At 68.6% G+C, this 26,483-nt stretch carries 18 protein-coding genes; 6 read left to right on the top strand and 12 right to left on the bottom strand.

What is annotated here, in order from left to right; translation table 11 throughout:
* The first annotated feature begins 136 nt into the window (after positions 1 to 136).
* The 4 genes from VF106_RS20525 (at position 137) to VF106_RS20540 (ending at position 7,991) form a co-directional block, all read left to right on the top strand.
* On the top strand, positions 137 to 1,471 hold the full coding sequence (locus VF106_RS20525; RefSeq protein WP_330841524.1) for an RICIN domain-containing protein: 1,335 nt from the start codon (positions 137 to 139) through the stop codon (positions 1,469 to 1,471).
* Between the two features lie 351 nt (positions 1,472 to 1,822).
* Positions 1,823 to 3,454, top strand: a complete 1,632-nt coding sequence (locus VF106_RS20530; RefSeq protein WP_330841377.1) for a glycoside hydrolase family 27 protein — start codon at positions 1,823 to 1,825, stop codon at positions 3,452 to 3,454.
* Between the two features lie 242 nt (positions 3,455 to 3,696).
* Complete coding sequence (locus VF106_RS20535; protein WP_330841378.1) at positions 3,697 to 5,139, top strand: endo-1,4-beta-xylanase; 1,443 nt, start codon at positions 3,697 to 3,699, stop codon at positions 5,137 to 5,139.
* 5 nt (positions 5,140 to 5,144) lie between these two features.
* Positions 5,145 to 7,991, top strand: coding sequence for a glycosyl hydrolase family 95 catalytic domain-containing protein (locus tag VF106_RS20540; RefSeq protein WP_330841379.1), 2,847 nt, complete (start codon positions 5,145 to 5,147; stop codon positions 7,989 to 7,991).
* 67 nt (positions 7,992 to 8,058) lie between these two features.
* Here the strand turns inward: VF106_RS20540 and VF106_RS20545 are convergent, their stop codons facing one another.
* The 5 genes from VF106_RS20545 to VF106_RS20565 form a co-directional block, all read right to left on the bottom strand.
* Complete coding sequence (locus VF106_RS20545) at positions 8,059 to 8,622, bottom strand: DJ-1/PfpI family protein (RefSeq protein ID WP_330841380.1); 564 nt, start codon at positions 8,620 to 8,622, stop codon at positions 8,059 to 8,061.
* 17 nt (positions 8,623 to 8,639) lie between these two features.
* Positions 8,640 to 10,319 carry a ThuA domain-containing protein gene (locus VF106_RS20550; protein WP_330841381.1) on the bottom strand — a complete coding sequence of 560 codons (1,680 nt, stop codon included), beginning with the start codon at positions 10,317 to 10,319 and terminating at the stop codon, positions 8,640 to 8,642.
* Entirely contained in the window at positions 10,316 to 12,736 is a 2,421-nt protein-coding gene (locus tag VF106_RS20555) for a PQQ-dependent sugar dehydrogenase (protein ID WP_330841382.1), read from the bottom strand. Before VF106_RS20555 ends, VF106_RS20550 begins: the two co-directional genes overlap by 4 nt.
* Positions 12,737 to 12,951: 215 nt before the next feature.
* The gene (locus tag VF106_RS20560; RefSeq protein ID WP_330841383.1) at positions 12,952 to 16,386 is read right to left on the bottom strand and encodes a ThuA domain-containing protein; all 3,435 of its coding nucleotides are present in this window, start codon (positions 16,384 to 16,386) and stop codon (positions 12,952 to 12,954) included.
* Positions 16,387 to 16,388: 2 nt separating this feature from the next.
* Positions 16,389 to 17,879 carry an arabinofuranosidase catalytic domain-containing protein gene (locus VF106_RS20565; protein ID WP_330841384.1) on the bottom strand — a complete coding sequence of 497 codons (1,491 nt, stop codon included), beginning with the start codon at positions 17,877 to 17,879 and terminating at the stop codon, positions 16,389 to 16,391.
* A 231-nt stretch (positions 17,880 to 18,110) separates the two neighbouring features.
* On the opposite strand from VF106_RS20565, the gene VF106_RS20570 reads away from it, so the two are divergent.
* Both VF106_RS20570 and VF106_RS20575 read left to right on the top strand, forming a co-directional pair.
* The gene (locus VF106_RS20570; RefSeq protein ID WP_330841385.1) at positions 18,111 to 18,863 is read left to right on the top strand and encodes a FadR/GntR family transcriptional regulator; all 753 of its coding nucleotides are present in this window, start codon (positions 18,111 to 18,113) and stop codon (positions 18,861 to 18,863) included.
* A gap of 173 nt (positions 18,864 to 19,036) precedes the next feature.
* A complete protein-coding gene (locus VF106_RS20575; protein ID WP_330841386.1) occupies positions 19,037 to 20,533 on the top strand; it encodes a CocE/NonD family hydrolase in 1,497 nt (498 codons plus the stop codon).
* A gap of 10 nt (positions 20,534 to 20,543) precedes the next feature.
* Here the strand turns inward: VF106_RS20575 and VF106_RS20580 are convergent, their stop codons facing one another.
* The 7 genes from VF106_RS20580 to VF106_RS20610 all read right to left on the bottom strand — a co-directional run bounded on the left by VF106_RS20580 (position 20,544) and on the right by VF106_RS20610 (position 26,332).
* Positions 20,544 to 20,720, bottom strand: a complete 177-nt coding sequence (locus VF106_RS20580; protein WP_330841387.1) for a hypothetical protein — start codon at positions 20,718 to 20,720, stop codon at positions 20,544 to 20,546.
* Entirely contained in the window at positions 20,717 to 22,096 is a 1,380-nt protein-coding gene (locus VF106_RS20585) for a carboxylesterase/lipase family protein (protein ID WP_330841388.1), read from the bottom strand. Before VF106_RS20585 ends, VF106_RS20580 begins: the two co-directional genes overlap by 4 nt.
* Positions 22,097 to 22,210: 114 nt before the next feature.
* Positions 22,211 to 23,395: a class I SAM-dependent methyltransferase gene (locus tag VF106_RS20590; protein WP_330841389.1), complete on the bottom strand. Its 1,185-nt coding sequence runs from the start codon at positions 23,393 to 23,395 to the stop codon at positions 22,211 to 22,213.
* 183 nt (positions 23,396 to 23,578) lie between these two features.
* Entirely contained in the window at positions 23,579 to 24,181 is a 603-nt protein-coding gene (locus tag VF106_RS20595; protein WP_330841390.1) for a hypothetical protein, read from the bottom strand.
* 383 nt (positions 24,182 to 24,564) lie between these two features.
* Positions 24,565 to 24,708 (bottom strand): hypothetical protein, encoded by a 144-nt coding sequence (locus tag VF106_RS20600; RefSeq protein WP_330841391.1) that lies wholly within the window; start codon positions 24,706 to 24,708, stop codon positions 24,565 to 24,567.
* A gap of 1 nt (position 24,709) precedes the next feature.
* Positions 24,710 to 24,985: a 2TM domain-containing protein gene (locus tag VF106_RS20605; protein WP_330841392.1), complete on the bottom strand. Its 276-nt coding sequence runs from the start codon at positions 24,983 to 24,985 to the stop codon at positions 24,710 to 24,712.
* Between the two features lie 108 nt (positions 24,986 to 25,093).
* Positions 25,094 to 26,332, bottom strand: a complete 1,239-nt coding sequence (locus VF106_RS20610) for an acetyl-CoA hydrolase/transferase family protein (RefSeq protein ID WP_330841393.1) — start codon at positions 26,330 to 26,332, stop codon at positions 25,094 to 25,096.
* Positions 26,333 to 26,483 lie beyond the last annotated feature (151 nt).

Raw genomic sequence — 26,483 nt, forward strand, 5'->3', positions numbered from 1 at the left:
ATGGATCGTACTTATTGGGAGCGATCCCTTGACGTCGCGTCATATGACCGCTGTATGGTGTGATTCGGGCGCCTCAGCTCACCGGCAATAGATCAGATTCATCTGAACGGTGTCATCACAACAAAGGAGTTGTGTGCTGTTGAGGTACAGATCCTTCTTCAGATCCGTCGTGGCCGCGGCGCTTCTGGTCGTCGCCGTGGGGGGTGCGGCGTACGGCAGTCAGACTCGCGCCGCCACGGCCGGATGTGGCACCGCCCCGACGCTGACCAGCGGGACGCACACGATCCAGAGCAACGGCAAGGGCCGCGGCTTCATCCTGAAGGTCCCGGACAACTACGACAACAACCACCCCTACCGGTTGGCCTTCGGGTTCCACTGGTGGGGCGGCACCGCCAACGACGTCGCGTCCGGCGGGAGCGACGGCTACGCCTGGGCCTACTACGGCATGCTCTCCCAGGCCAACAACTCCACGATCTTCGTCGCACCCCAGGGTATCGGCAACGGGTGGGCCAACTCGGGCGGCGAGGACGTGACCTTCACCGACGACATGATCAGGGTGATCGGGAACGCGCTCTGTGTCGACACGTCACAGGTATTCTCCGTGGGGTTCAGCTATGGCGGTGCCATGAGCTACGCGCTGGCGTGTGCCAGGCCGACCGTCTTCCGCGCTGTCGCGGCCATTGCGGCCCCTGGCCAGATCAGCGGCTGCAGCGGTGGCACGCAACCCGTGGCGTACATGGGAATTCACGGCATCTCGGACAACATCCAAAGTGGACGATCGTTGCGGGACAGGTTCGTCCGCAACAACGGCTGCACCGCACAGAATCCGCCTGAGCCGGCACCGGGCAGCCGGACCCACACGCTCACGACCTACTCGGGGTGCCGGACGGGCTACCCGGTCGTCTGGGCCGCGTTCGACGGTGGTCACCAGCAAGGTCCGGTGGACGGGTGCGCCGGCTGTGAGAGCGGCGCCAGGAGCTGGGCCAAGCCGGAGGTGTGGCGGTTCTTCACCCAGTTCGGCAGCGACCCGACCCCACCGACGAAGCCGGTCCCCGGGGTGTACTACCGGTTGACGGCCGCGCACAGCGGCAAGGCGCTCGACGTCAACGGTGCGTCAACGTCAGCGGGTGCGCTGTTGGTCCAGTGGTCCGTGCACGGTGGGCTCAACCAGCAGTTCGACTTCGTCTCCTCAGGCGGTGACCTCTACCGGATCCGGGCGCGGCACAGCGGTCTGGTGCTCCAGGCGGCGAACTCGAGCAGCGGCGCCGACATCGTCCAGCAGCCGGACACCAACGCCGCCAGCCAGCAGTGGCGGGTGGTCGACCAGGGCGGTGGCGCGGTGAGCCTGGTGAACCAGCCGAGCGGCCTGGCCATGGACGTGTGGAACACCTCGACCGCCGACGGTGCCCGCATCTCCCAGTGGACACCGACCGGCGCCGCCAACCAGCGCTTCCAACTCCAACGCGGCTGACCTGGAACAGGAGAAGAACAGCAGAACACCGTGTCCGCCGTGGCGGACGAACACCTCGCCCCGCGCATCGTTCCGATGCGCGGTCAGGTGGCGTGCCCCTGTTTCGATAAAAACGTATCAAGGTGACCATTTAGTGGGAGCGCTCCCGATAGCTGGAGTACACCATTGTCGATGGCAGATGTTCACGCTAACCGCTGCTAGGCTGCCATTGGCGAAACTTTCGCAATTCAGCTGTAAACGGGAGCTTGTTCTGGCAGTGGAAGTCGTGTTAGCGTTCACATAGAAGTCAATTGGATTGGCGACGTGTTTCCCGCCATTCAATCTCCCGTACACGATGGGAAAGGGGCGACGATGCCCGCGCGACCCTGCATGCGCCCAGTCCGCCTGCTCGCCGCCGCGGTCGTCGTGGCGATGGCGCTCTTGGTACCGCACCAACCGTCAGCCAAGGCCGCGCCAGGCAGCCCGGCGGTGACGCCGCCGTTGGGGTGGAACAGTTGGAACAGCTTCGGGTGCGGTGTCACCGAGACGGCGGTCCGGCAGGCGGCCGACGCGATGGTCAGCTCGGGGATGCGTGACGCGGGCTACCAGTACGTGGTGGTGGACGACTGCTGGTTCGACCCGAACCGGGACGCCCAGGGCAACCTACGTGCGCATCCGACGAAGTTTCCCAGTGGGATGAAGGCGTTGGGCGACTACATCCACGGCCGTGGGTTGAAGTTCGGGATCTACCAGGTGCCGACCGAACGGACCTGTGCGCAGCGGGTCGGGACACATCCCGGATCGACGGGCAGCATGGGGCACGAGGTGCAGGACGCGAACACGTTCGCCTCGTGGGGTGTTGACTATCTCAAGTACGACTGGTGTTCCCCGGACGGGACGCGTGACCAGCAGGTCGCCCGGTTCTCGCTGATGCGTGACGCGTTGCGGGCGACGGGACGGCCGATCGTCTACAGCATCAACCCGAACAGCTTCCACGCGATCACCGGTGACAAGTACAACTGGGGTGAGATCGCCGACCTGTGGCGGACCACGGAGGACCTGCTCGACATCTGGCAGAACGGCAACGTCAACAGCTACCCGATGGGTGTCGGCAACGTCGTCGACGTGAACGCCCCGTTGGCCGCGCAGGCCGGGCCGACACACTGGAACGACCCGGACATGCTGGTGGTCGGGCGGCCAGGGCTGACGTTGACGGAGTCGCGGTCGCACTTCGCGTTGTGGGCGCTCATGGCCGCTCCGTTGATGGCGGGCAACGACATCCGCACGATGTCCGCCGACGTCAGCGCGATCCTGCGCAACCCGAGGTTGTTGGCGGTGAACCAGGACCGGCTCGGCGCGGGCGGGCGACGGGTACGCGACGACGGCAACACCGAGGTGTTCGCAAAGCCGCTGTCGGACGGTTCGGTCGCGGTCGGGCTGTTCAACCGGGGTGGTGGCACCACCACGGTCACCACCACGGCCGCGCAGGTCGGGTTGTCGGGTGGCTCGTTCACGTTGACCGACCTGTGGACCGGTGGCACCTCGACCACCGCCGGCCAGATCTCGGCGAGTGTGCCGGCGCACGGCGTGTCGGCGTTCCGGGTGTCCGGCGGTTCCCTGTTGGCGAGCGCAACCGCCCGGCTCCGTGGCGAGGGGTCAGCACGCTGTCTGGACGTCGACAACGCCTCGACCGCGACCGGAACGGGCGCGCTGATCTGGGACTGCCACACCGCGGCGAACCAGCAGTGGACGACCTGGACGGGTGGGGAGATCCGTGTCTTCGGCGACAAGTGCCTCCAGGGCACGACCAGCGGTGCGCGGGTGACCATCTCGCCGTGTACCGGGCAGAACAACCAGAAGTGGACCCTCAACCCGAACGGGTCGGTCACCAACACCGGTTCCGGGCTCTGCCTGGACGTCAACGGAGCAGGCACCGCGAACGGCTCCACCGTGATCCTGTGGACCTGCAACGGACAGGCCAACCAGCGATGGACCCGCGTCTGAGCCTGTGCGACAACAGGGAAAGGAGTACCGATGTCGCGTCGACTGTGGATGGTGGGGAGAAGAAGGCGGCGGGCGGTGCTCGCCGCGGTGACGGCGTCCGTGGCGGATGGGTCTGCTCACCCAAACCAACTCACCCTGTTGAGATAGGCGCCGCCGCCCCACCGCTGGGAGCGCGGTGGGGCGGCGGATCTCTTGTGGACTCTCGAACAACCCGACACTTCAACGACGAACCGAGGGTTACGATGATCAACAGTTCACCCGCGCGCCGGCGCGGTCTCCTCAGGACGGCCGCCGCCGTCCTGACGACCTCCGGGCTCGCGGCGGCCTGCCTGGTGCTGTCCGCCGGGACCGCCAGCGCCGCCGACACGCTGGGCGCCGCCGCGGCGCAGAGCGGCCGGTACTTCGGCGCCGCCGTCGTCCCCAACCTCCTGGGCGACTCCTCGTACTCGGGCACGCTGAGCCGCGAGTTCAACAGCGTCGTCGCCGAGAACGTGATGAAGTGGGACGCCACCGAACCCAACCGGAACCAGTTCAGCTACGGCGGCGGTGACCAGATCGTCAACTACGCCCGCGCCCGCGGCATGACCGTCCGGGGACACACCCTGCTCTGGCACGCACAGCAGCCCGGTTGGGCGCAGGGACTTTCTGGCAGTGACCTGCGTTCGGCGGCGCTCAACCACGTCACCCAGGTCGCTACCCACTTCCGCGGTCAGATCCATTCTTGGGACGTGGTCAACGAGGCGTTCGCCGACGGCAACAGCGGCGGCCGGCGGGACTCGAACCTGCAGCGCACCGGCAACGACTGGATCGAGGCCGCGTTCCGCGCCGCCCGCGCGGCGGACCCGAACGCCAAGCTCTGCTACAACGACTACAACACCGACGGCATCAACGCGAAGAGCACCGGTATCTACAACATGGTGCGGGACTTCAAGGCCCGGGGTGTGCCGATCGACTGCGTCGGCATCCAGAGCCACCTCAGCTCGAACTCCAACCTCAGCAGCTACCAGGCGAACCTGCAGCGCTTCGCCGACCTCGGCGTCGACCTGCAGATCACCGAGCTTGACATCGGTGGCTCCGGCTCCGGCCAGGCGAACGTGTACCGGCAGGTCACCCAGGCGTGCATGGCCGTCGCCCGCTGCACCGGCATCACCACGTGGGGCATCACAGACCGGCACACGTGGCGGCCCAACGACACCCCGCTGCTGTTCGACTCCAACTACCAGAAGAAGCAGGCCTACCAGGCCGTCCTCGACACGCTCAACAGCGGCGGCGGTGGGGGCGGGGGTGGCGGCGTCGCGGTGCGTGCGGTGAGCGCGAACAAGTGCCTCGACGTGCCGGGCCAGTCCACCGCGAACGGCACACGGCTGCAGATCTGGGACTGCCACGGCGGCATCAACCAGCAGTGGATCCGCCAGACCTCCACCCAGGAACTGGCCGTCTACTCCGGAGACTCGCGGCGGTGCCTTGACGCCTCGGGCGCCGGAACCAGCAACGGCACGACGGTGATCATCTGGACCTGTCACGGCGGCGGCAACCAGAAGTGGAACGTGAACGCGAACGGCACGATCACCAATGTCCAGTCAGGACTGTGCCTGGAGGTCACCGGATCGTCGACGGCCAACGGCGCACTGGCGCAGCTGTGGAGCTGTGGCAACGGCACGAACCAGCAATGGGCCGTCCAGTGAGCGAGATGCCGGATCTGACGCGTCGGCAGGCGATGAAGCTCGGCGCGGCGAGTGCCCTGCTGGCGCAGGCCGGGTGGACGGCGACCGCCCGCGCCGACTCCACCGCACCGAGGGAAGTCCGGGCGGCGGGCGACCTGGCGCTGTGGTACGACGAGTCGGCCGGTTCGGACTGGCTGCGCGCGCTGCCCATCGGCAACGGCCGTCTCGGCGCCATGGTGTTCGGCAACACCGACACCGAACGCCTGCAGCTCAACGAGGACACGGTCTGGGCGGGCGGGCCCCACAACTACGACAACCCGCAGGGCGCCGGCGCGCTGGCGCAGATCCGCCAGCTGGTGTTCGCCAACCAGTGGACACAGGCGCAGGACCGTATCAACCAGACGATGCTGGGCAACCCGGCCGGACAACTGGCCTACCAGCCCGTCGGAGACCTGCGACTCACCTTCCCGGCGGGTGCCGTGTCGGGGTATGAGCGGTGGCTGGACCTCACCACCGCCACGACGGTAGCCACCTACGTGGCTGGCGGTGTCCGGTACCGGCGTGAGGTGTTCGCCAGCGCGCCGGACCAGCTGATCGTGCTGCGACTGACCGCGGAGACACCCGGCTCGGTCACGTTCTCGGCCACGTTCAGCAGTCCCCAGCGGGTGACGGTGTCCAGTCCGGACAGTGCGACGATCGCGTTGGACGGGATCTCGGGCGCACAGCGGGGGATCGCCGGCACGGTCCGGTTCCTCACGCTGGCCAAGGCGGTGGCCGAGGGCGGGAGCGTCACCAGCTCCGGCGGCACGCTGCGGGTCTCGAACGCCAACGCCGTAACACTGCTGGTCTCGATCGGCACCAGCTACGTCAACTACCAGACCGTGAACGGCGACTACCAGGGCGTCGCCCGGAGACACCTCGCGGCGGCTCCCGCGTACGACACTCTCCGGAGCCGGCACGTGGCCGACTACCAGGCGTTGTTCGGACGGGTCACCCTCGACGTCGGGCGCACGCTGGCCGCCGACCAGACCACCGACGTCCGGATCGCCCAGCACAACACCGTCAACGATCCGCAGTTCTCGGCGTTGTTGTTCCAGTACGGCCGCTACCTGCTGATCTCGTCGTCGCGACCGGGTTCCCAGCCGGCGAACCTGCAGGGCATCTGGAACGACCAGATGGCCCCGTCGTGGGACTCGAAGTACACGATCAACGCCAACCTGCCGATGAACTACTGGCCGGTGGACACGACGAACCTCGCCGAGTGCTTCGAGCCGGTGTCCCGCATGATCAACGACCTCACGGTGACCGGCGCGCGTACGGCGCAGGCGCAGTACGGCGCCCGGGGCTGGGTCACGCACCACAACACCGACGCGTGGCGCGGGTCGTCGGTGGTCGACGGGGCCGTGTGGGGCATGTGGCAGACCGGCGGCGCGTGGCTGTCCACAATGGTCTGGGACCACTACCGGTTCACCGGTGACGTCGAGTTCCTCCGGCGCAACTATCCGGCGATGAAGGGCTGCGCCCAGTTCTTCCTCGACACTCTGGTGACCGAACCCAGCCTGGGGCACCTGGTCACCAACCCGTCGAACTCGCCGGAGTGTCTCCACCACGGAGGCGTGAGCGTGTGCGCGGGGCCGACGATGGACATGCAGATCCTGCGGGACCTGTTCGACGGCTGCGCCGGCGCCAGCGAAGTGCTCGGCGTCGACGCCGGTTTCCGCGACCAGGTCCGGGCGGCCCGCGGACGGCTGGCGCCGATGAAGGTCGGCTCGCGCGGGAACATCCAGGAGTGGCTCCACGACTGGGTGGAGACCGAACCGGGCCACCGGCACATCTCCCACCTGTACGGCCTGCACCCCAGCAACCAGATCACCAGGCGTGGCACGCCTGCGCTGTTCACCGCCGCCCGCCGCACCCTCGAGCTGCGGGGTGACGACGGCACCGGCTGGTCACTCGCCTGGAAGATCAACTACTGGGCGCGGATGGAGGAGGGGCGCAGGGCCCACGACCTGGTCCGCCTGCTGGTGCGGCCGGACCGGTTGGCGCCCAACATGTTCGACCTGCACCCGCCGTTCCAGATCGACGGCAACTTCGGCGCCACCTCCGGTATCGCGGAGATGCTGCTGCAGAGCCACACCGGCGAGCTGCACGTGCTGCCCGCGCTACCACCGGCCTGGCCGGCCGGCAGCGTCCGAGGGCTGCGTGGGCGCGGCGGGTACACGGTCGGCGCGGCGTGGAGTGGTGGCCAGATCAGGGAACTGACCGTCACCCCCGACCGCGCGGGTGCCGTCCGGGTCCGCAGCCGTATGTTCACCGGCACTTATCAACTGGTCGACCAGACGACCGGTAGCGCGGTCCAGCCGACGAAGCCCGAGACCGACCTCATCGCTTTCACCGGCGAGGCCGGCCACACCTACCGTGCCACCGGCCAAGGATCAAGCCAGGTGGTGGAACCCGGCGTGTACTACCGCCTCGTCGCCCAGCACAGCGGCAAGCTGGCAGACATCTCCGGAGGGTCCACCGCCGCGGGCGCCGTGCTGCACCAGTGGTCGGCGACCACGGGGCAGAACCAGCAGTTCGACTTCCTCGACTCGGGCAGCGGCTACCACCGGATCCGCGCCCGGCACAGCGGACTGGTCCTCCAGGTGGCGAGCTCGAGCAGCGGCGCGGACATCAACCAGCAGCCCGACACCAACGCCGCGAACCAGCAGTGGCAGGTGACGGACCAGGGCGGCGGTCTGGTCAGCATCGTCAACAGGCAGAGCGGCCTGGCCATGGACGTGTGGAGCGGGTCGACCGCCGACGGTGCCCGCGTCTCCCAGTGGACCCCCACGGCCGCCGCCAACCAACGGTTCCAACTTCAGCGCGTCTGATGCTCCGGGAGAACAAGCCGCCGGCCCTGTTTCGCCGTCATCGGTGAAACAGGGCCGGCGGCCGTTCTCACGCCGGGATCCTCGCCTTCTCGAGCACCTGCATGAAGGCGCGGGACCACTGGGGCAGGTCGGGCCAGCCGCGGCAGGACACCATGGCCCCGTCGACGACGTCCGGGCCGTCCACAAAGGTGGCGCCGGCCAGCTCCATGTCGACCTTCAGCGGCGGGAACGCGGCCGTGGTACGGCCGCGGAGGAGTCCCAGCGCCGCCGGCACCTGTGGACCGTGACAGATCGTGCCGACCGGGAGACCGTGGTCGAAGAAGTACCCGACGATGCGGGCCACGTCCGGGTCCGTTCGGATGTATTCCGGCGCCCGGCCACCCGGGATCACGAGCGCGTCGTACTCCTCGGGTTTCACCTCGCTGAAGGCAACATCCACGGGTAGTAGGTGGCCCGGCTTCTCGGTGTAGGCGTCACAGTCGGGTTCGAAGTCGTGCACCACCAGCTTCACCGGCCGCGTTGTGGGTGCGGCCACGACCGCCTCGTGGCCGGCCTCGCGCAGGCGGAAGACCGGGTACATCGAGTCGAGTTCCTCGGCGGCGTCGCCGGTCAGGATCAGAACTTGTGCCATTACGGGTCCTTTCCGTGTCAGGGCAGGGTCCAGCGTTGGTTGGTGCCGCCGTGGCAGGTCCAGACGATGAGTTGGGTGCCGTTGGCGGTGCTGCCACCGTTGGCGTCGAGGCACTTGCCGGAGCTGACCAGTGACCCGTTGGCACCGGTGGTCCAGTTCTGCCCTGCGCTGCCGTTGCATGTGGACAGTTGGACGTTGGCGCCGTCGCTGGTACCGGTGGTGGTCATGCACTTGCCGAGGCTGCGCCACGTGTTGCCGTCGCGGGCCCACTGCTGGTTGGTGGCGCCGCCGCAGGTCCACAGCTGGATCTTCGTGCCGTCGGCGGTGCTGGAGCCGCTGACGTCGACGCACTTGCTGCCCGGGCCCACGATCGGACCGCTGGTGGGGGTGGTGCCACCCAACTCCTTGATCCGGATGTTGCGGAAGGACACGTCGTCGCCGGCGCCGTGGTTCTGGATGCCGACGTGCCCGGAGGCCAGTGAGCGGGCCGGGTCGGTGTTGGTGAAGTCGTTGATCCTGACGCCGTTCAGGAACACCTGCACGCGTTCACCTTCCACCAGTGCCTCGAAGGTGTTCCATTCCCCCGGCGGATTGAGCGCGGCATCGCGGGCGGCGACGTCCGATGTCTTGAAGCCGTAGATCGAGCCGGTGGTCCGGTCCGGAGTGTCGGTGGCGTCGATCTGGATTTCGTAACCCTGGTTGATCGCCGTGTTCGGGTCGGAGCTGGGTGGGAAGCCGATGAACACGCCGGAGTTGTCGTCGTCGGCCATCCGCCAGTCCAGCTTCAGCGAGTAGGAGCGGAACTCCCTGGTGCTGTACCAGAGCATGCCCATTCCGCCGGACGAGCTCAGCGTGCCGTTGCTGTTGGTGAAACCGCCGGGACCGGCTTGGGACCAGCCGGTGGTGGCGCCGTTGTACAGGGTGGTGTAGCCGTTCTCCGGCCGGCAGTCCGCCTTCGTCCGGTTGGCCGCGTACCGGATGCCGCCGAGTACCAGCGACCGGAAGTTCGCCTCGGTGTAGCTGGCCTGGGTGTGGCCGCTGCCGGTGTAGAAGGATCGTCCACTCTGGACCGTCTTGCACCAGGTGTGCGGGTGGTCCGCGCCCATGGCGCCGCCGGAGTACGTCGACTCGTCCAACGTGGCCAGCACGCGGGCCGTCGATCGGACGTTGGTCCGGAAGTTGTACCACTCGTCGGTGCGGACCCAGGTGGGGTTGAGGTGTTGGGTGGCCTGGTGCGCCCGGTTCTCCACCCGGACGGTGGCCTGCTGGATGGCCGGGTGCGAGGCGAAGTACGCGCCGACCAGCTCTCCGTAGAACGGCCAGTCGTACTCGGTGTCGGCGGCGGAGTGGATGCCGACGTACCCGCCTCCGCTCCGGATGTAGGACTCGAACGCGCTCTGCTGGCTGGCGTTCAGCACGTCCCCGGTGGTGTTGAGGAACACCACGGCTTCGTACCGCGCCAGGTTGGTGAGCTGGGCCGAGTCCTCGGTCACGGTCACCGTGAAGTTGTTGGCAGCGCCCAGTTCCCGGATCATCGCGATGCCGGCCGGGATGGAGTCGTGCCGGAAGCCGGTGGTCTTGGAGAACACCAGCACGTCGTACGGCGCGTCGGCCGCACTGGCTGGCGGGCTGGAGCTGCACGCGAGGACGGCGAGCGTGGCGGCGGAGACCCCGAACACGCGCCGGATGTGCTTCATCTCTTGCCTCCCAAGGAAAGCGTCCACTTCTGGTTGGTGCCGCCACCAGTCGTGCCGAAGGTGAAGGCGTCCAGGTCGAACAGGAAGCCGCTGCCGCCGGAGAACGTCAGGTACAGCGTCACGGTTCCGGCTGGGACGTTCGAGAGGGTGGTGGACACCTCGGTGAAGACGTCCCAGCCGCCCGTCACCGGCACGGCGACCGAGCCGAGCACGGCCCCGGTCGGCGAACCGGTCCGCACGGACAGCGTACCGCCGGAGCCGGCGGACGACACCCGCGCGGTGAACCGGGTCTCCCCGCCGAGCGCGTAGGGCTGGAACGCGATCCAGTCGCCGTTGTGTATGTCGCCGACCGTCCTGCCGCCCTCGGCGGTCGCCTTGTCGTACAGGCCGGTGCCGGACTGGGTGGCGCGGTGCTCGGCCTGCCGGTGTCGGGGCTGCAGGGTGTGCTGCTTGTGTGTCGTCAGCGCCGGTTGGCCGTTCCCACCGAGGTCGGTGTACTCGGCGTCGAAGCCCGCGTACAGGTTCGCCGCCGTGTCGTGCTCGCCGTCCGTCGGGATCTGCAGCGTGCCGGAGCAGCCGGTGCGAGAGGTGATCTCGTGGCCGTGTTCGTCGTGGCCGAGGTTGTAGGTCAGCTTCACCCGGTTGCAGTCGATCGTGCCGTCCTCCGGGTCGGTGACGGTGATCGTGTACGGCACGGCGTCGCCGAAGGTGAACAGGGACCCGTTGATCGGTGTGTTCAGCGTGACCGTGGGTGCGGTGTTGCCGACCGTGATCGTCACGTTGGCCGTCGCGGTGCGGCCGGCCGGGTCGGTGACCGTGAGGCTGGCGGTGCGCTGGCCGTTGGTGGTGTAGGTGTGGCTCGGGTTGGCCGAGGTGGACGTGGTGCCGTCGCCGAAGGTCCAGCGGTAGGTGAGCGCGCCGCCCTCCGGGTCCGATGAGCCCGCCGACGAGAAGTTGACCGTCAGCGGCGCGGCCCCGGACGTGCGGTCCGCGCCGGCGCGTGCGACCGGCGCCTGGTTGCCGGCCGGGTTGTACTCGATGCGGTACAGCGCCGACTCGGCGTTGCCGCTGCCCCAGCCACTGCCGTAGTCGAGCACGTAGAGGGCGCCGTCCGGGCCGAACGCGGTGTCCATGACCTGGGTGCCGCGCCACGGGAAGTCGTTGACCTGCCCGGCCGACCCGTCGGCGTTGACGTCGACGGTCTTGAGCCAGCGCCGACCGAACTCGGCGACGAAGACGTGCCCGTCCAGCGCGGGCGGGAACTTGACCGTCGACGGGTTCGCCGCGTCGTAGCGGTACACCACGCCGCCCATGGGCGACTCGGATCCGCAGCCAAACGCCGCGAACGAGCAGTTGTCGTAGTTGATCCACGCCGCGCGTGCGGCCGGCAGGTTGGTGAGCCCGGTGTTGCGCTGTGAGTTGTTGACCGGTGCGGCGCAGTTGAACCGGCTCCCGGACGGACCGGACGGGAACGTGTAGTCCACATAGGTCTCGGCGGTGGTGTTCTTGCCGGTGCAGTAGGGCCAGCCGTAGTTGCCGGCCGAGGTGATCCGGTTGAACTCCACCTGCCCGCCTGGCCCACGGCTGTTGCTGGCCGTGCCGGCGTCCGGGCCGTAGTCGCCGAGGTAGACCGCGCCGGTCCCCTTGTCGACGCCGAACCGGAACGGGTTGCGGAAGCCCATCCCGTAGATCTCCGGCCGGGTCCCCGCGGTGCCCTGGGCGAACAGGTTGCCGGCCGGGATCGAGTACGTCCCGTTGGCGTTCACCTTGATGCGCAGCAACTTGCCACGCAGGTCGTTCGTGTTGCCGCCACTGCGTTGCGCGTCGAACGCGGGATTGCGGTTGGTGCGCTCGTCGATGGGGGTGTACCCGTTGGAGGCGAACGGGTTCGAGTCGTCCCCTGTGGACAGATACAGGTTGCCGGCCGCGTCGAAGTCGATGTCCCCACCGACGTGGCAGCACATGCCACGGCTGGTCGGCACGTCCAGCACGGTCACCTGGCTGGCGGTGTTGAGCGTGAAGTCGGCATTGAGGGTGAATCGGGACAGCCGGTTCACCCCGTTCCACGCGGAGAAGTCCGTCCCGTTCTCCGGCGCGTCACCGCTCGGAGTGGACAGTGGTGGCGCGTAGTACAGGTAGATGAACCGGTTGCTGGCAAAACCCGGGTCCACCCCGACCCCCTGCAGGCCTTCCTCGTCGTGCGTGTAGACCGGCAGGGTGCCGATGACGCTGGTGACCCCGGCGGCGGTGGTGCGGCGTAGCACCCCGTTCCGGGCGGTGTGCACCACCGAGCGGTCCGGCAGCACGGCCATCGACATGGGCTCGCCCACCTCGGCGACGCCTCTGGCCAGCTCGACCTGCTGGAAGTCGGCCGGGTTCACCGCGTGCGCCGCCGCCGGCGTTGGCGCGGTGACCACGGGTAAGATGGCCGCGACCAGTACGGCCGCCGCAAGAGTTCGCACGAATGGGACTTTCGCTCGGGTCCGTGCCGCACGAATGGGACTTTCGTGCAGGACGGGGGAGCAAGATGGACGGTTCGCTCGTTGCCATGGAATGAGCGTCGGGCAGGGCGGGAGCGGGCGAGGGGACGTCGCGATCGACTTCGGCATGAGGACTCCGGTCCGGGAGCGGGTCAGGGCAGGATCCAGCGTTGGTTGGTGCCGCCGTGGCAGGTCCAGACGATGAGCCTGGTGCCGTCGACGGTGCCGGCGCCGTTGGCGTCGAGGCACTTGCCGGCGTTGGTCAGCGACCCGTTGGCGCCGGCGGCCCAGTTCTGCGCGGCGCTGCCGTTGCAGGTGGACAGTTGGACGGCGCTGCCGTCGGCCGTGCCGGCCGCGGTCATGCACTTGCCCAGTGCGCGCAAGGTGTTGCCCTCACGGGCCCACTGCTGGTTGGTGCCGCCGCCGCAGGTCCAGATGACGAGCGGGGTGCCGTCGGCGGAGCTGCCGCCGTTGACGTCGACGCACTTGCCGCTCCCGCCCGTGATCGGACCGCCGGTGACCGGGCCCGGGGTGCCGACACCTGGCCCGACGAACGTGATCGAGTCCAGGTCGTACGGGGCACTCGCGCTGGACTTGAACACCACGAACAGCTCCACCGTGCCCGCCGGGCGGGTCACCGCGACCGGCGCCAGGCTCACGTAGTTGTCCCACCCGCCCGTGCTGCCCACGGTCGCGGTGGCCACCAGCGTGCCGGTCGGTGAACCGGACCGCAGCTCGATGGTGCCGCCCGGTCCCGGCGAGGACACCCGGAACGAGACCTGGTTGATGCCGGTCAGGTTCATCGGGGTGAACGAGATCCAGTCGTTGTTGTTGATGTCGCCGATGCGTGCGCCGCCCTCCGCGCCTGCCTGGGCCACGACCCGGATCCCGGACGAGTTGGTGAAGTGCTCGGCCTGCCGGTGCTTGGGCTGCAGCACGACCTGGGCCCGTCCGGTGAGCGCGGGGACGCCGGACGCGCCGCTGTCCGTGTACACGGCGTCGGCCGCGTAGAACAGGTTGGCGTCGGAGCTGTGCCCGCCGTCCTGGGTGGGGATCACGCCGGAGCAGCCCGGCCGAGGGTCGAGCGGGTGCGCGTGCTGGTCGTGCCCCAGGGCCGGTGTCGTGATCACCCTGGCGCAGTCGATCGAGGCGTCCTCGGCGTCGGTGACGGTCACCGAGTACGGGATCTCGTCGCCGAAGTCGAACATGCCACCGTGTGGGGGCGTCGTGATCCGGACGGTCGGTGCGGTGTTGCCCACGGTGATCGTCACGTTGGCCACGCCCGTCCGCCCGTTCTGGGCGGTCACGGTGAGCTGCGCGTTGAACTGGCCACTCGTCGTGTAGGTGTGCGACGGGTTGGCCGCTGTCGAGGTGCCGCCGTCGCCGAAGGTCCACCGGTAGGTCAGCGCGCCGCCGCCCGGGTCGGACGATCCGGTGCTCGAGAAGCTCACCGTCAGCGGCGCTCCGCCGGACGACGGGTTGGCGATCGCACGGGCGATCGGGGCGCGGTCGCCGGAGGTGTAGTCGATCCGGTAGAGCGCGGAGTCTGGGTTGTCCCTGCCGAACCCGCTGCCCCATTCGAGCAGGTACAGCGAGCCGTCGGGGCCGAACTTGGCGTCCATCGGGGACCTGAAGGTCAGGTTGGCCAGGAACCTGTTTATCTTCAACAGGTTCCCCGACGAGTCGAGCCGGAACTCGTGCATGGTGTTGCGGGACCACTCACCGAAGAACGGCGTCTTGTCGAAGTACTGCGGGAACTTGGTGTCCGACGGGTTGTTCGGGTCGTAGCGGTACACGGGGAAGGCCATCGGGGCCTCGCCGCCACTACCCATCTCCGGGAATGCGTTGCCGTTGCTGCCGTTGCCGTACCAGACGGTGGCCGGTCGCGCCGCGGGCAGAGTGGTGAGCCCGGTGTTGTTGGGGGAGTTGTTGACCGGCGCGGCGCAGTTGAACTTGGCGCCGGAGGTGTTGTTCGCGAAGTTGAAGTCGTTGTACGGGACGTTGTTCGCGACGCAGTACGGCCAGCCGTAGTAGCCCGGCGACTTGATCACGTTCCACTCGACCAGTCCGCCCGGGCCTCGGTTGGCGTTGTCGGCGCCCGCGTCCGGGCCGTAGTCGGCCATGTAGATCGTGCCGTCGGTGTCCACTGTGAACCGGAACGGGTTGCGGAAGCCCATGGCGTAGATCTCCGGCCGGGTTTGTGCCGTGCCGGGGGCGAACATGTTGCCGGCCGGGACCGTGTACGTGCCGCCCGGTTCTGGATGGATCCGGAGAATCTTGCCGCGCAGGTCGTTGGTGTTGGCCGCGGTCTTCTGCGCGTCGAACAGGCTTCGGCCCGAACGCTCGTCGATCGGCGCGTAGCCGCTGGACTCGTGCGGGTTGGTGTCGTCGCCGACGCCGACGTAGAGGTTCCCGCCAGGACCGAACGTCAGGTACCCGCCGGTGTGCCCCGGCTCGGACTGCCGCGCGCCCGGGAAGGACAGCAGGACCCGCTCGCTGGCGAGGTCCAGCGCGTCACCGTTGACCGTGAACCGCGAGACCCGGTTGACCTCCTGCGAGCCGGCCGGCGCGTAGTACAGGTACACCCAGTTGTTGGTGGCGAAGTTCGGGTCCAGCGCGACACCGGCGAGGCCGTCCTCGCCGCCGGTGTAGACGTTGAGAGTGCCGGCGGTGACCGTGGTCCTGGTGCTCGGCTTGTAGATCTTCAGTTGTCCGCCGTACTGGGTGTAGAACACCCGGCCGTCCCGCGCCACGTCCAGCGTGCCTGGCGCGACCGTGTTGCCGTCCAGCTCGACCTTGTCGTAGCTGGACCACACGGTGGGACCGCAGTCGGCCGGTAGTGTGCCGGCCGCGGTTCGCACACCGCCCAGGATGTGCGTGCGGAACAGCGGCTCGGAGTACGCGGAAGCCTGATGCCCCATGGCGGTCGCCCACAGCCGGCCGCCTTCGACGTTGCGGCACCAGGAGATCGGGTGGTCGTGGCCCATCGCCGACGAACCGGGGTTGTACGTGGTCTCGTCCGCGGTCACCAGCACGTGCACGTCGCCGCGGGCGCTGCGGTTGAAGTTGTACCACTCCTCGGTACGGTTCCACCGCTGCGGCAGACCCTGTGCGGACGGGTGGGCCTGGTCGGCGACCTTGGCCGTGCCCGCGACGATGGCCGAGTGCTGGGTCATCGTCATCCCCAGCATCTGGTCCCACCACGGGAACTCGTTCTCGATGTTCATGTCCGTGGCGTTGTGGATGGCGACGATGCCGCCCCCGTTCCGCAGGTAGTTCTGGACCGCCGTCCGCTGCGCGGCCGTGGTCCAGACCATGCCGGACGTCTGGAACATGATGACCACGTCGTAGGTGGCCAGGTTGGCGTCGGTGAAGACGGTCGAGTCCTCGGAGTGGGTCAGCTGCCACCCGTTCTCGCCTGCCATCTGCTGGAACATCGCCACCCCGGCCGGGATGGAGTCGTGCCGGAAGCCGACTGTCTTGGTGAACAGCAGCACCTTCTCGCCAGCGGCCGGCGCGGCCGGTGCGGTGGGGGAGGCGAGGATGATCAGCAGCAGTGCGCTGACGATCGCGATCGCGTGTCTCATGGTCAGCTCACGCTCCATTGCTGGTTGCTGCCGCCGTGGCAGGTCCACAGCTGGACCAGTGCTCCGTTGGCGGTGGACGCTCCGGACACGTCGAGGCACAGCCCGGACTGCACGCCCGTGATGGTGCCGTTGGCGTTGACGTTCCACTGCTGGTTCGGCTGGCCGTTGCACGACCAGATGATCACCCTGGTGCCCGCGGCGGTGCCCTGGCCGTTGGCGTCGAGGCAACTGGCGCCACCGTTGACGGTCAGTTGACCCGACGAAGTGCGGCTCCACGCCTGGCCTGCGCCGCCGCCGCAGTCCCAGATCCGCGCCTGCGTACCGGCCGACGTGTTCGGGACGTCCAGGCACCTGCCCGCGCCCACCGCGCGCACCGTGCCCGTCGGGCTGGTGCTGCCGCCGTAGCCGGCCGCGACGATGTTGGCCTGCACCGCGTTCTCGGTCGCGTCGGACGGGTAGCCCGAGACCATGGCGCCCTCGTAGAAGGTGCCCGCGCTGAGGTTGGCGCCACCGCCTGGCTTGCAGCAGTCGCCGCCGCTGCCCAGGATGATCGCCCCCTGCTTCTTCATGGGGCTGTAGCCAGGAGGAAGGGCACCGTCCCACAGCGTGAACAGGGTGCCGGACTGCGCGTTGCTGCCCTTGATCGCGAAGCGGGTCGTGCCGTTGTTCTTCAGCGTCGCGGTGACGAACCGGTGGGGGAACGCCCGCTGGTTCGGGTTCCAGGCCTGGCTCCCGCCGGGGTAGAGCCCCCATTCGAGGTCCGCCTGGACCCACGGACCGGTGCCTGAGCACCCGCCGAACCAGCACTGCGTGCTGAAGTTGATCGCGTCCATCGCGCCGGCCGCGTCGGCGCTCCTGGTCGTCTCACTGTTGCCGTAGTCGAAGCAGCAGCCGTTGTTGACGTGCGTGCCGCTGGTGACCATGTACATGCCTTCTGGCGCGCTGCCGGTTGGCACGCCGGTCAGGTGGCCGTCGCGCCAGTAGCTGTTGCCGGGGTTGATGTAGAGCGAGTACGCCTTGCTGCCCCCGACCGTCAGCGACTCGGAGGTCGCGCTCGCTGGCCTGCTCTGGTTCGAGCCGGGCACCACGCTCGAACCCTGGTACCACAGGTCGTTCCCGCGACCGGACTGGTCGTAGACCACCGTGATGACGCACGAGGTGCCGGCGCAGAAAGAGTCCTGTGTCGCAGCGTTGGCCGCGCCGCCCTCGGCGAGCACGCCGACGTCCCTGGTCGCGTTGTCCGACGAGCGTCTGACCTGGTACAGGTTTCCGTTGTACGAGCCGTAGAGCGCCCGCACCGTGCTGTGCGCGGCAACGCAGGGCGTGCCGCCCGAGGCGTAGATGTCGCACGGCCCGGAACCGGCCGCGGGTGCCGCCGTCGATGCCGGTGCCGACCACGTCACCGTGGCTGCCGACACCATGGCCAGTGCAGCCGTCAGCCGCGCTGCTCGCGCACGCCACCCGCGGCCCGGCGAATCGGATGAGAACCTCATTGTTCTGCTCCTCGGGAAGAACTGCTCAAGATGCTGGGAGCGCTCCCAGATCGCGCCGCCCCCGGCTTTTCGTGACAGTGATCATGGGAGGGGTATGTGTACGCCTTATGGAGGCCGAGAGCGTGACCCGAATCTCACCATAGCCTGGTCCGGTGTCGGATAGTCAAGACCGGGCCACCGAATAGATCAGACTTATCGTCGCTCGGAGTACCTTCGGGGTAAGATCCTTCGATGACCGGAGGTCCAGTCGTACCAGTCTCCACGCCTGCTGTGGACGCATACCGGCCTGGCTACGAGCTGGTGGCCGAGCGGATCCTGCTGCTGATCTCCGAGTCGGGACTGCGGCCGGGTGACCGGATGCCGACCGAGAACGAGTTGGCCGCCCGGTTGGGCACCAGCCGGAGCATGGTGCGTGAGGCGGTGAAGATCCTCTCGGCGATCGGCAGGGTTCGGGCGCAGAAGGGTCGTGGCCTGTACGTCGCCGACGACGAGGGCATGCTGGGTTCGTCGCGTTGGGGAGGGTTCTTCCTCCCGACCGATCTGGACCACGTGTACATGCTGTTCGAGTTCCGCAGGGTCCAGGAGACGGCGGCGAGCCGGCTCGCCGCGACCAACGCGACGCCGGCGGAGCTGCGTGCGGTCGAGGAGGCGGCCGAGACATGCCGGCAGGGTCATGTGACCGGGGAGGCGGCGCTGTTCGACCGCGGTGACGACGAGTTCCACCTCGCGATCGCGGCGGCCTCGCACAACCAGTTCCTGGTCGCGGCCGTGCGCGAGGCCCGGCGCCTGCAGCGCCAGTCCAACATCATCGGCATGCACGGCGCGGTGGGCGGTCACGCGCCGGAAGCGATCGAGGAGCACGCGGCGATCCTCCAGGCCATCCGGGACGGCGACCCGGACGCCGCCGCCCGCGCCACCGCGACCCACCTGGACAACACCCTCGACGACTACCGGAACGAGATCCAACGCCGCCTCTTCGGCTGACCCGATCGCGGCGGCCCTGGCAGCGCCAGTCCACCATCAACGATTTCGGTCCATGCGCACGGATCATCAATCCATCGAACATTGATGCTTGCCGCGATGGATGGCTGATCGGGAAGGTGAGCACACTCGAAGCTCGCCGCGGGCACGGTCGACGGCGGCGTTGGAGGTCTGACATGAGAACTCTCGCACTGGCCGTCGCGCTGGTGTTGTGCGTCCCGGCCGTCGCGGCTGCCGAGACGAACAGCACGGAGCCACCACCACCCGCGGACCGGTTCTTCTCCTACGACCGCCCCGCCACCTACGGTGTCCACATCGGACGGACCGAGGTCCCGGTGCGGGACGGCAGCCACCTCGCCTGCGACGTGCACCGCCCGGCCGGCGTCGACGGACAACCAGCACCGGGCCGCTTTCCCGCGATCGTCTACGACTACAACGCCTACGACCAACTCGAGGCCCTTGGCGAGGCCGCGCGGTACTACGTGACGCGCGGCTACGTCGCCGCGGTCTGCAACGCACGCGGCTCCGGCGACTCGCCCGGTCACCTCGACCCCTTCAGCGCCCAGGAACAGCGCGACAACTACGACCTCATCGAGTGGCTCGGCACCCGGCCGTGGACCAACGGCCGCGTCGGCCAGATGGGCGTGAGCTACGGCGGCCACTCGTCGGTGCTGGTCGCGGTGAACAAACCGCCGCACCTGGCCGCGATCATCCCTGTCGACGCGATCAGCGACTGGTACGAGAACACCATCTACCGCGGCGGCATCTACTCCCCGCGTATCCGTGCCTGGCAGCAGAGCACCGCACCGGACACGCTGGTCACCTACGCGCAACATCCGCTCTACGACGACTTCTGGCGCGAGCGCAGCGTCAAGGCCCGTTGGCGCGACCTCGACGTGCCGACACTCCAGATCGCCGGCTGGTACGACCGCTACCGCGACGGCATGGTCGCGAACTACCAGGCACGCAAGGAAAACGTGTGGCTGGTGGCCGGCCCGTGGCAGCATGGCATGCCGGCCGGCCAGTACGCCGACATCGGCACCGGCGGGTTCCTCGCCTGGTGGGACCGCTGGCTGGGCGGACGCCGAGCGCCACTGCCCGCGAAGAAGATCACCTCGTTCGAGACTCCGGCGGGCGGCTGGCGCCAGTACGACGACTGGCCGGCGGCGAGTACACACACCAGCCGCCTCGCCCTCGGCGCCGACGGCCGGCTCGTCCCAGGGGCGGGCCGCCCGTTCACGGCCTCGTTCGCGGTCAACACAGAACCGGCGCCCGGGACACCCGACGAACGGCTCGTCTTCGCTACCGGCACACTGCGCCACGACCTCGTCCTCGCGGGCGGCATCGAGGCGAGCGTGCGAGCGACGTTCTCGGCGACCGACGGCAACCTCGCGGTCGTCCTGTCGGACCTCGCACCGGATGGCACCACCACCCGCATCACGCAGGGTTGGCTGAAGGCGAGCCACCGCAACGGTCACGAGCGGCTCGCCCCGGTCCGTCCCGGTGTCACCTACGACCTCCCGGTCCACGTCTGGCCGACCCACTACCGAGTCGAAGCGGGACACCGGCTTCAGGTGACGGTCAGCAGTGACGACTACCCGGAGATCGACTCGGACGCACCGGCCGGCCGCGTCACCATCACCCGCGGCACGGTCGCGGTCACCACGTTCTGACTGGGCGGCGTTACGAGCGTGTGGCCCAGAAGGCGCAGTGGTGTTCGGTGGCCAGGTCGACGTCGGTGATGTTGTCGGGCGCCAGTGACTGGACGTATGGCCGGCGGAGGGAGAAGCTCGGCCAGTCCGGTGCGTCGGCGTGGTTCGGGTCGCCGGTCGTGGCGAACGCCGCCCAGTAGTCGATCATCTGGTGGACAGTCGCTGTTGTGCCGGCGTGAACGGGGGCTGGTAGCCGCCGAGGTCGAAGAACGACCACAGGTCCGACGCGTGCTGGGCGCCCAGCGGCATCGTGGGCGGCGCGGGTGACAGCGGCGGCGGGGCCGGGTCGGCGAACTCGTACTGGTGCACCGTGGTTCGGGCGGCGAGCCCGCCGGAGGTCGTGTACTGGGGACAGGTCCACATCCGGTCGGTCACGATCGCCGCCCAGGTCAGGGCCGCCGAACCGTACTCCCTGGTCGGGTACGTCGACCGCACTTCGCCCGCGCTCGTACCGAAGGTCTCGTCGAGCACCTCGTCGAAGGTCTGCTCGCTCATCGGCGCGCCATGGTCGTAGGCGGCGATCCACGGCCTCGCCTCGTCGCGTGTGGTGCCGGACAGGACCGGGACCCGGTGGAACCGTCCGTCGCGCACCGCGTCACCCGGATACCGCGGCAGCGCCGGCGTGTCGTACGCGGGCAGGATGAACTCCTGCTGCACCGCCATCAGATCCGTCGCCGGCAGCTTCCGAAGGCATGCCACGTCGGCGCACCCGAGATCCGCCGCGACCTCCTGGCCGTGCTCGGTGACCGAGGACAGCGGCTGGAAGATCGTCGCCGCCCGCTCGCCCCGGTACTCGAAGTTGTCCAGGTACTCGGTCGCGCAGGAACCGCTCTGTAGTACGGCTTTGTGGAACAGCCCGGCCGCCGGGGGCGAGGTGAGCTGCGCGCACACGCTCATCGCCCCTGCGGACTGCCCGGCGATGGTCACATTGTGGGGATCCCCGCCGAACGCGCCGATGTTCGCCCGCACCCACCGCAACGCGGCCTGCTGGTCGGCCAGCCCGAACGTGCCGGAGCCCGCGAGTCCGGGCATCCCGAAGAACCCGAACACCCCGAGCCGGTAGTTGATCGTCACCACGACCACGTCCCCGCGCTCGACGAGCCGGCGTGCGTCGTAGTTGGCACCCGCGCCCATGAAGAACCCGCCGCCGTGCACCCACACCACCACGGGCCGGTGCTTGGCCGTGGCCGGCGCGGTGACGTTCAGGTACAGGCAGTCCTCACTCGTGCTGCCCTCGGGCAGTTCCCCCGGCAGCTGCGCGCACGCCTGCCCGGGCCTGGTCGCGTCCCGCACGCCCGACCAGCGCGTGTGCGGTCGCGGGTTACGCCACCGCAGCCCGCCCACCGGCGGCGCCGCGTAGGGAATGCCCTGGAACACATGGGTGGTTCCGAGCACCTGCCCACGCACCACACCGCCCCCGGTCCGCACGACCGGATCGACTGCCGCGGCCGCCGAACCACCCGGTACCAGCACCGCGGCCGCCGCACCGGCCGAGACCAGCGTCATCAACCATCGTCGTCGCAACACGACCTCCTTCGAGTCGGACGAAGTCCACCTGAACGGAGACCGAAACCGCGACGGCACATGGTCTAACCGCACTTCGACCAAAGTCGAACACCGACCGGCGTCGCGGCCTGGCTAGCGAAGGCCGGCCAGGAACCGGACGACTCGCCGGCCGATCGACGGGCGAGGTCCAGGGTCGGCGGTCCGTTCCGCGATCAGGTGGTACGCCTGCAGGGCGTTGCTCCGGAACGCGTGTGTGCCGCCCCAGAGGTACAGGCGGAACGCGCGGTAGGTCTCCGCGCCCCACCGGGCGGTGATGTCCTTCTCGGCGGCGTCGAGGCGCTTGGCCCACTCTCGCATCGTCAGCTCGTAGTCGCGTGTTTCCCTGGTGACGTCGACGATCTCGAAGCCGTGGTAGAGCAGCTCGGCGAGGACGTCCTGCAGCGTCATGAACGTGTGCGCGCCCGGCCAGATGTACTCGCGGGTGAACGCGCTCACCGAGAACTTCTGGACCGCCGCGGAGCCGTCCAGGTAGAGCCGACCGCCCGGTTTCAGCATCCGCCACGCCTGCGCGGCGAAGCGGCGGTAGTTGGGCAGGTGCTCGATCACCCCGTAGATCACCGCGTGGTCGTAGGGTTCCGCCGGCCGGTGGTCGAGGAAGTCCTCGAGGAACACCTCACCCGGCAGGCCGTTCTCGTCGATCAGGCGCCGGATGTAGCGTGCCGAGTCCTCGGCGATCGTCAACGTGGTGACGTGCACGCCGCGGGCGCCGCAGTACTGGGTCACGCCGCCCCAGCCGCCGCCGATGTCCAGCAGGCGCATGCCGGGCTTCAGGCCCAGCCCGTCGACCATGGACTCCAGCTTGTGCTCGGCGGCCTCCTCCAGCGTCTCGTCCGGCGACCGGAACAGTCCCTGCGAGTAGAACCGGAACCGCTTGTCGATGAACGTCAGGTAGAAGTCGTCTCCCCGGCCGTAGTGCCGGCCGATGGCCTTCGCGTTCATCGCCGTCGCGGTGCGGGCGAGGTCGAACAGGAACCGGACCTTCTGCAGGAGCGGGACTTTCGTGCGCAGTGCGTGCCGCACGCCGAACAGAGCGCCGAGGTCGCCGGTGACGTCGAGGTCGCCCGACACGTACGCGCGGCCGACGCCCAACTCGGTGAGCGGGGTGCGCAGCGCGCGGTCGGAGCGGAACGTCAACGCGTAGACCGGTTCCCCGGTGCCGACGGTGAACGTGGTGCCGTCGGGAAGGTGGATCTCACCGGGTATGTCGATCATCGCCAGCAACGCGGCGAGACTGCCGCCCGGTACGGCCTCGGTCATTCCTGTTCCAGCCCCCGTTTTCTGTGAAAACGGGTTGAGCGTAGCCGTGATGTCCGCTCACTCGGCAGCGTTCGCGCCAGAGCGGACACCAGGTCTGCCCGTTCGATCATTGGCTGGGACGTGGTGCTGCCGGCCACCTTTGTTCGGATGGCCGGCAGCACCGGTGTGGGACCGGACTGCTCCTCAGCGCAGCCACGGGTTCTTCTCGACAATGCCGAGCCTGGCCCAAACCTTGCCGAGCCCCCAGGTGTTGCCGGCGGCGACGATGGCCAGCCAGATCATCACGAGGGCGTAGAGGATGTGGTAGTCGAGGACGGGGTTGGTGGACATGGTGGGTTCGCCCGCGTCGGTGAACCGGTCGAGCGGCCATTCGGCTGCCCACATGAGCAGCATCATGAGCGTGCCGGACACGGCCGCGATCCGCAGCCCGACGCCGAACACGAGCGCGATGCCGATGCCGGCGAGGCCGAGCATGAACAGCCAGTCCGCCCAGCCGTCGCCGGCCCAGCCGCGGAAGGTGTCGGCGAAGGGACCGTGGTCGATGTTGCCGAGGAAACCCTTGGTGGGCGAGCCGCCGTTGATCCAGGCCCGCTCGTCGGGTGTGGCGTAGCCGAGGCCGAAGGTCTTGTCGAGGAACGCCCACAGGAAGACGAGTCCTGTGGCGATCCGGACCACGGCCGCGAAGCGCGCCGCGACACCCGGCGTGGTCGTGGTGACCGCGGTCGGGGTGGTGGCGGGTCGCACCGGGATGTTCTTGTTCTGTTGCGGGTGGTCCTTGATGGACATTGTCAGCCTCCTTCTCGGGTGGGATGGCTTCAGTGTTGGCCGTGCTCCACGCACGGGTCTGGAGTCCAAGGTCCTTTCTGTCGAAAGCGTTGGTCCCTGTTCGTGGGCACTGCGCACAGCGACCCTCGAACGCCGGACACATCGGGTACACCGGCCGCGGCGCTCACCGGCGCACTACGGGTCCGGGGGCCAGGACCCTGGTGAGCCGGCACACGGCCGGTTATGGCGCGAACACGGGAAGCACCGCCGGACGCGAGGGGCCGGCGGCGCGTTTCGATGGGATCAGCGGTTGATGTGGGCGCGCTGCTCGAACTCGCGGCCGGCGCGCAACTGCTCGTCGTCGTCCGCTCTCGCTGGAAGGTGAGTCCCCGAGGGAAAGGAGATCAGATGACGAGCACCGACAGCCGCGGCAGGTAGCCCAGCTCGACGGCGGTCCACTCGACGTGGCCGGGTCCTATCAGGACAGTGGCGAGTGTCCCAACCATGTTCCGCACGGCCGCTGGGTGGTGGGTGATCGTGGTCGTCATCTCACTGGTCCGTGTCGTCGAGACGAGCTGCTTCACGGTCCACTTCGGCCTCGGTGATCGGCCTGGCGAAGAAGGCGTTCCAGGCGTGCATCAGCAAGCCCGCGCCCCAGAACAGGATGGGGAAGACCGGCCAGAAGAAGCCGTCCGGGTTGGTCGCCGTCCAGATGACGATCAGGCCCGTGTTGATGACCAGGAACATGATCAGGTGCGGGAAGAACCCGCGCCGCTCCTCGATCCGTTTGCGTGCGGTCTCACGTACGTCGGGTGTGCCGGTCATGGCTCACACCTCCCTGGCTCGACTGTCACCTCCGAGCCTCGGCCGCGTGCGGGCCCCAGAACAGGGACCTCGGTAACCGAAGGAAGGACCCGAAGTCCCGACCGGAAGCTAGCGGGCGGGTAGTGGGAATCCGAGTTGGCGGCCGGCGTCGCGGAGGTGGTCGCGGGCGTTGGGGTGGGCGACGTGGTCGATGATCTGTTGGGCTTGGTCGGCCGCGTCGTGGCCCCAGATGGTGGCGGTGCCTTGTTCGCTGACGATGTAGCTGTGTTGGAAGGAGGTCACGGGTCCGGTGAGTCGGGGTACGACGGTGGACACGTCGGCCTTGGGGTGCCAGGAGGGCAGGGCGATGATGGCTTTGCCGCCGGGTGAGTGGAGTGCGCCGACGACGAAGTCGGTTTGGCCGCCGAAGCCGGAGTAGATGGCCCCGTGGACGCGGCTGGCGTTGGCTTGGGCGTAGAGGTCTATCTGTAGCGCGCTGTTGATCGAGACCAGTGATCGCTGGCGGGCGATCAGGCCGGGGTCGTTGGTTTTCTCGGTGCGCAGCAGCCGTACCCTCGGGTTGCGGTCCACCCACTCGTATAGCTCGGTGGTGCCGAACACGAACGACGCGGTCACCGGAGTGTCCGCGTCGAGGGCACCGGCCCGCTCCAGTCCGAGGACGCCGTCGCTGAACATCTCCGACCACACGGACAGGCCTTGCCGGTCGGTCAGCGCGGCGAGGACCGCGTCGGGGACGGCGCCGATGCCCAACTGGAGGGTGGCGGCCTCGGGGACCAGGGCGGCCACGCGGGTGCCGATCTGCTGGGAGACCTGGCTGGTGGGGCGTGGTGTTGGTGAGGTGAGTGGTTCGTCGGCCTCGATGGCGTAGTCGATTTCGTCGCAGGCCAGGACCGCGTCCCCGTAGGTGTAGGGCATGCGCGGGTTGAGTTGGGCGACCACGATGCCGCCGCGGGTCCGTGCCGCCTCGATCGCGGCCGGCAGGATGTTGACCTCGGTGCCCAACGACACGGTGCCGTCCACGGGGGACGAGGTGTGGATGAGCACGATGTCCGGCGGCAGTGACTGGGTGAGCAGGTGCGGTACCAGTGACAGGCGGGACGGGAAGTAACGCAGCCGGGGCGTGCCGCGCATACCCGCGCCGACGAACGGGGTCTCCAGCAGCACGCCGTCGCGGTCGGGCATGCCGGGTTGGGCGTTGAGCGCGAACAACCGGTACTCGGCGAGCGACTTGTCCAGCACCGCCAGTGCGGTGGCGGGTGTGGCGAAGTTCCCGCTGACCACCACCCGCGGTGTTCCGGCCACTCGGGACAGCACGGTGGCGAGTTGGGACTCGGAAAGAGTACGCATGATCCCTCGATGCTATGTCACGTGGTGGTGATGCCGGCGTCGCCGCCGTCCGGGTCAGCACTCGATTCAGCACTGAAGACCAGCCGGGCCATCCCTTCGCCGGCACGGCACCGGACGCCGCCGCTGGGCGACGGTCCCGGTGGTCCGTCGT

Origin of the sequence: Actinophytocola sp. (genome assembly GCF_036378875.1) — a bacterium.
GTDB lineage: Bacteria > Actinomycetota > Actinomycetes > Mycobacteriales > Pseudonocardiaceae > Actinophytocola.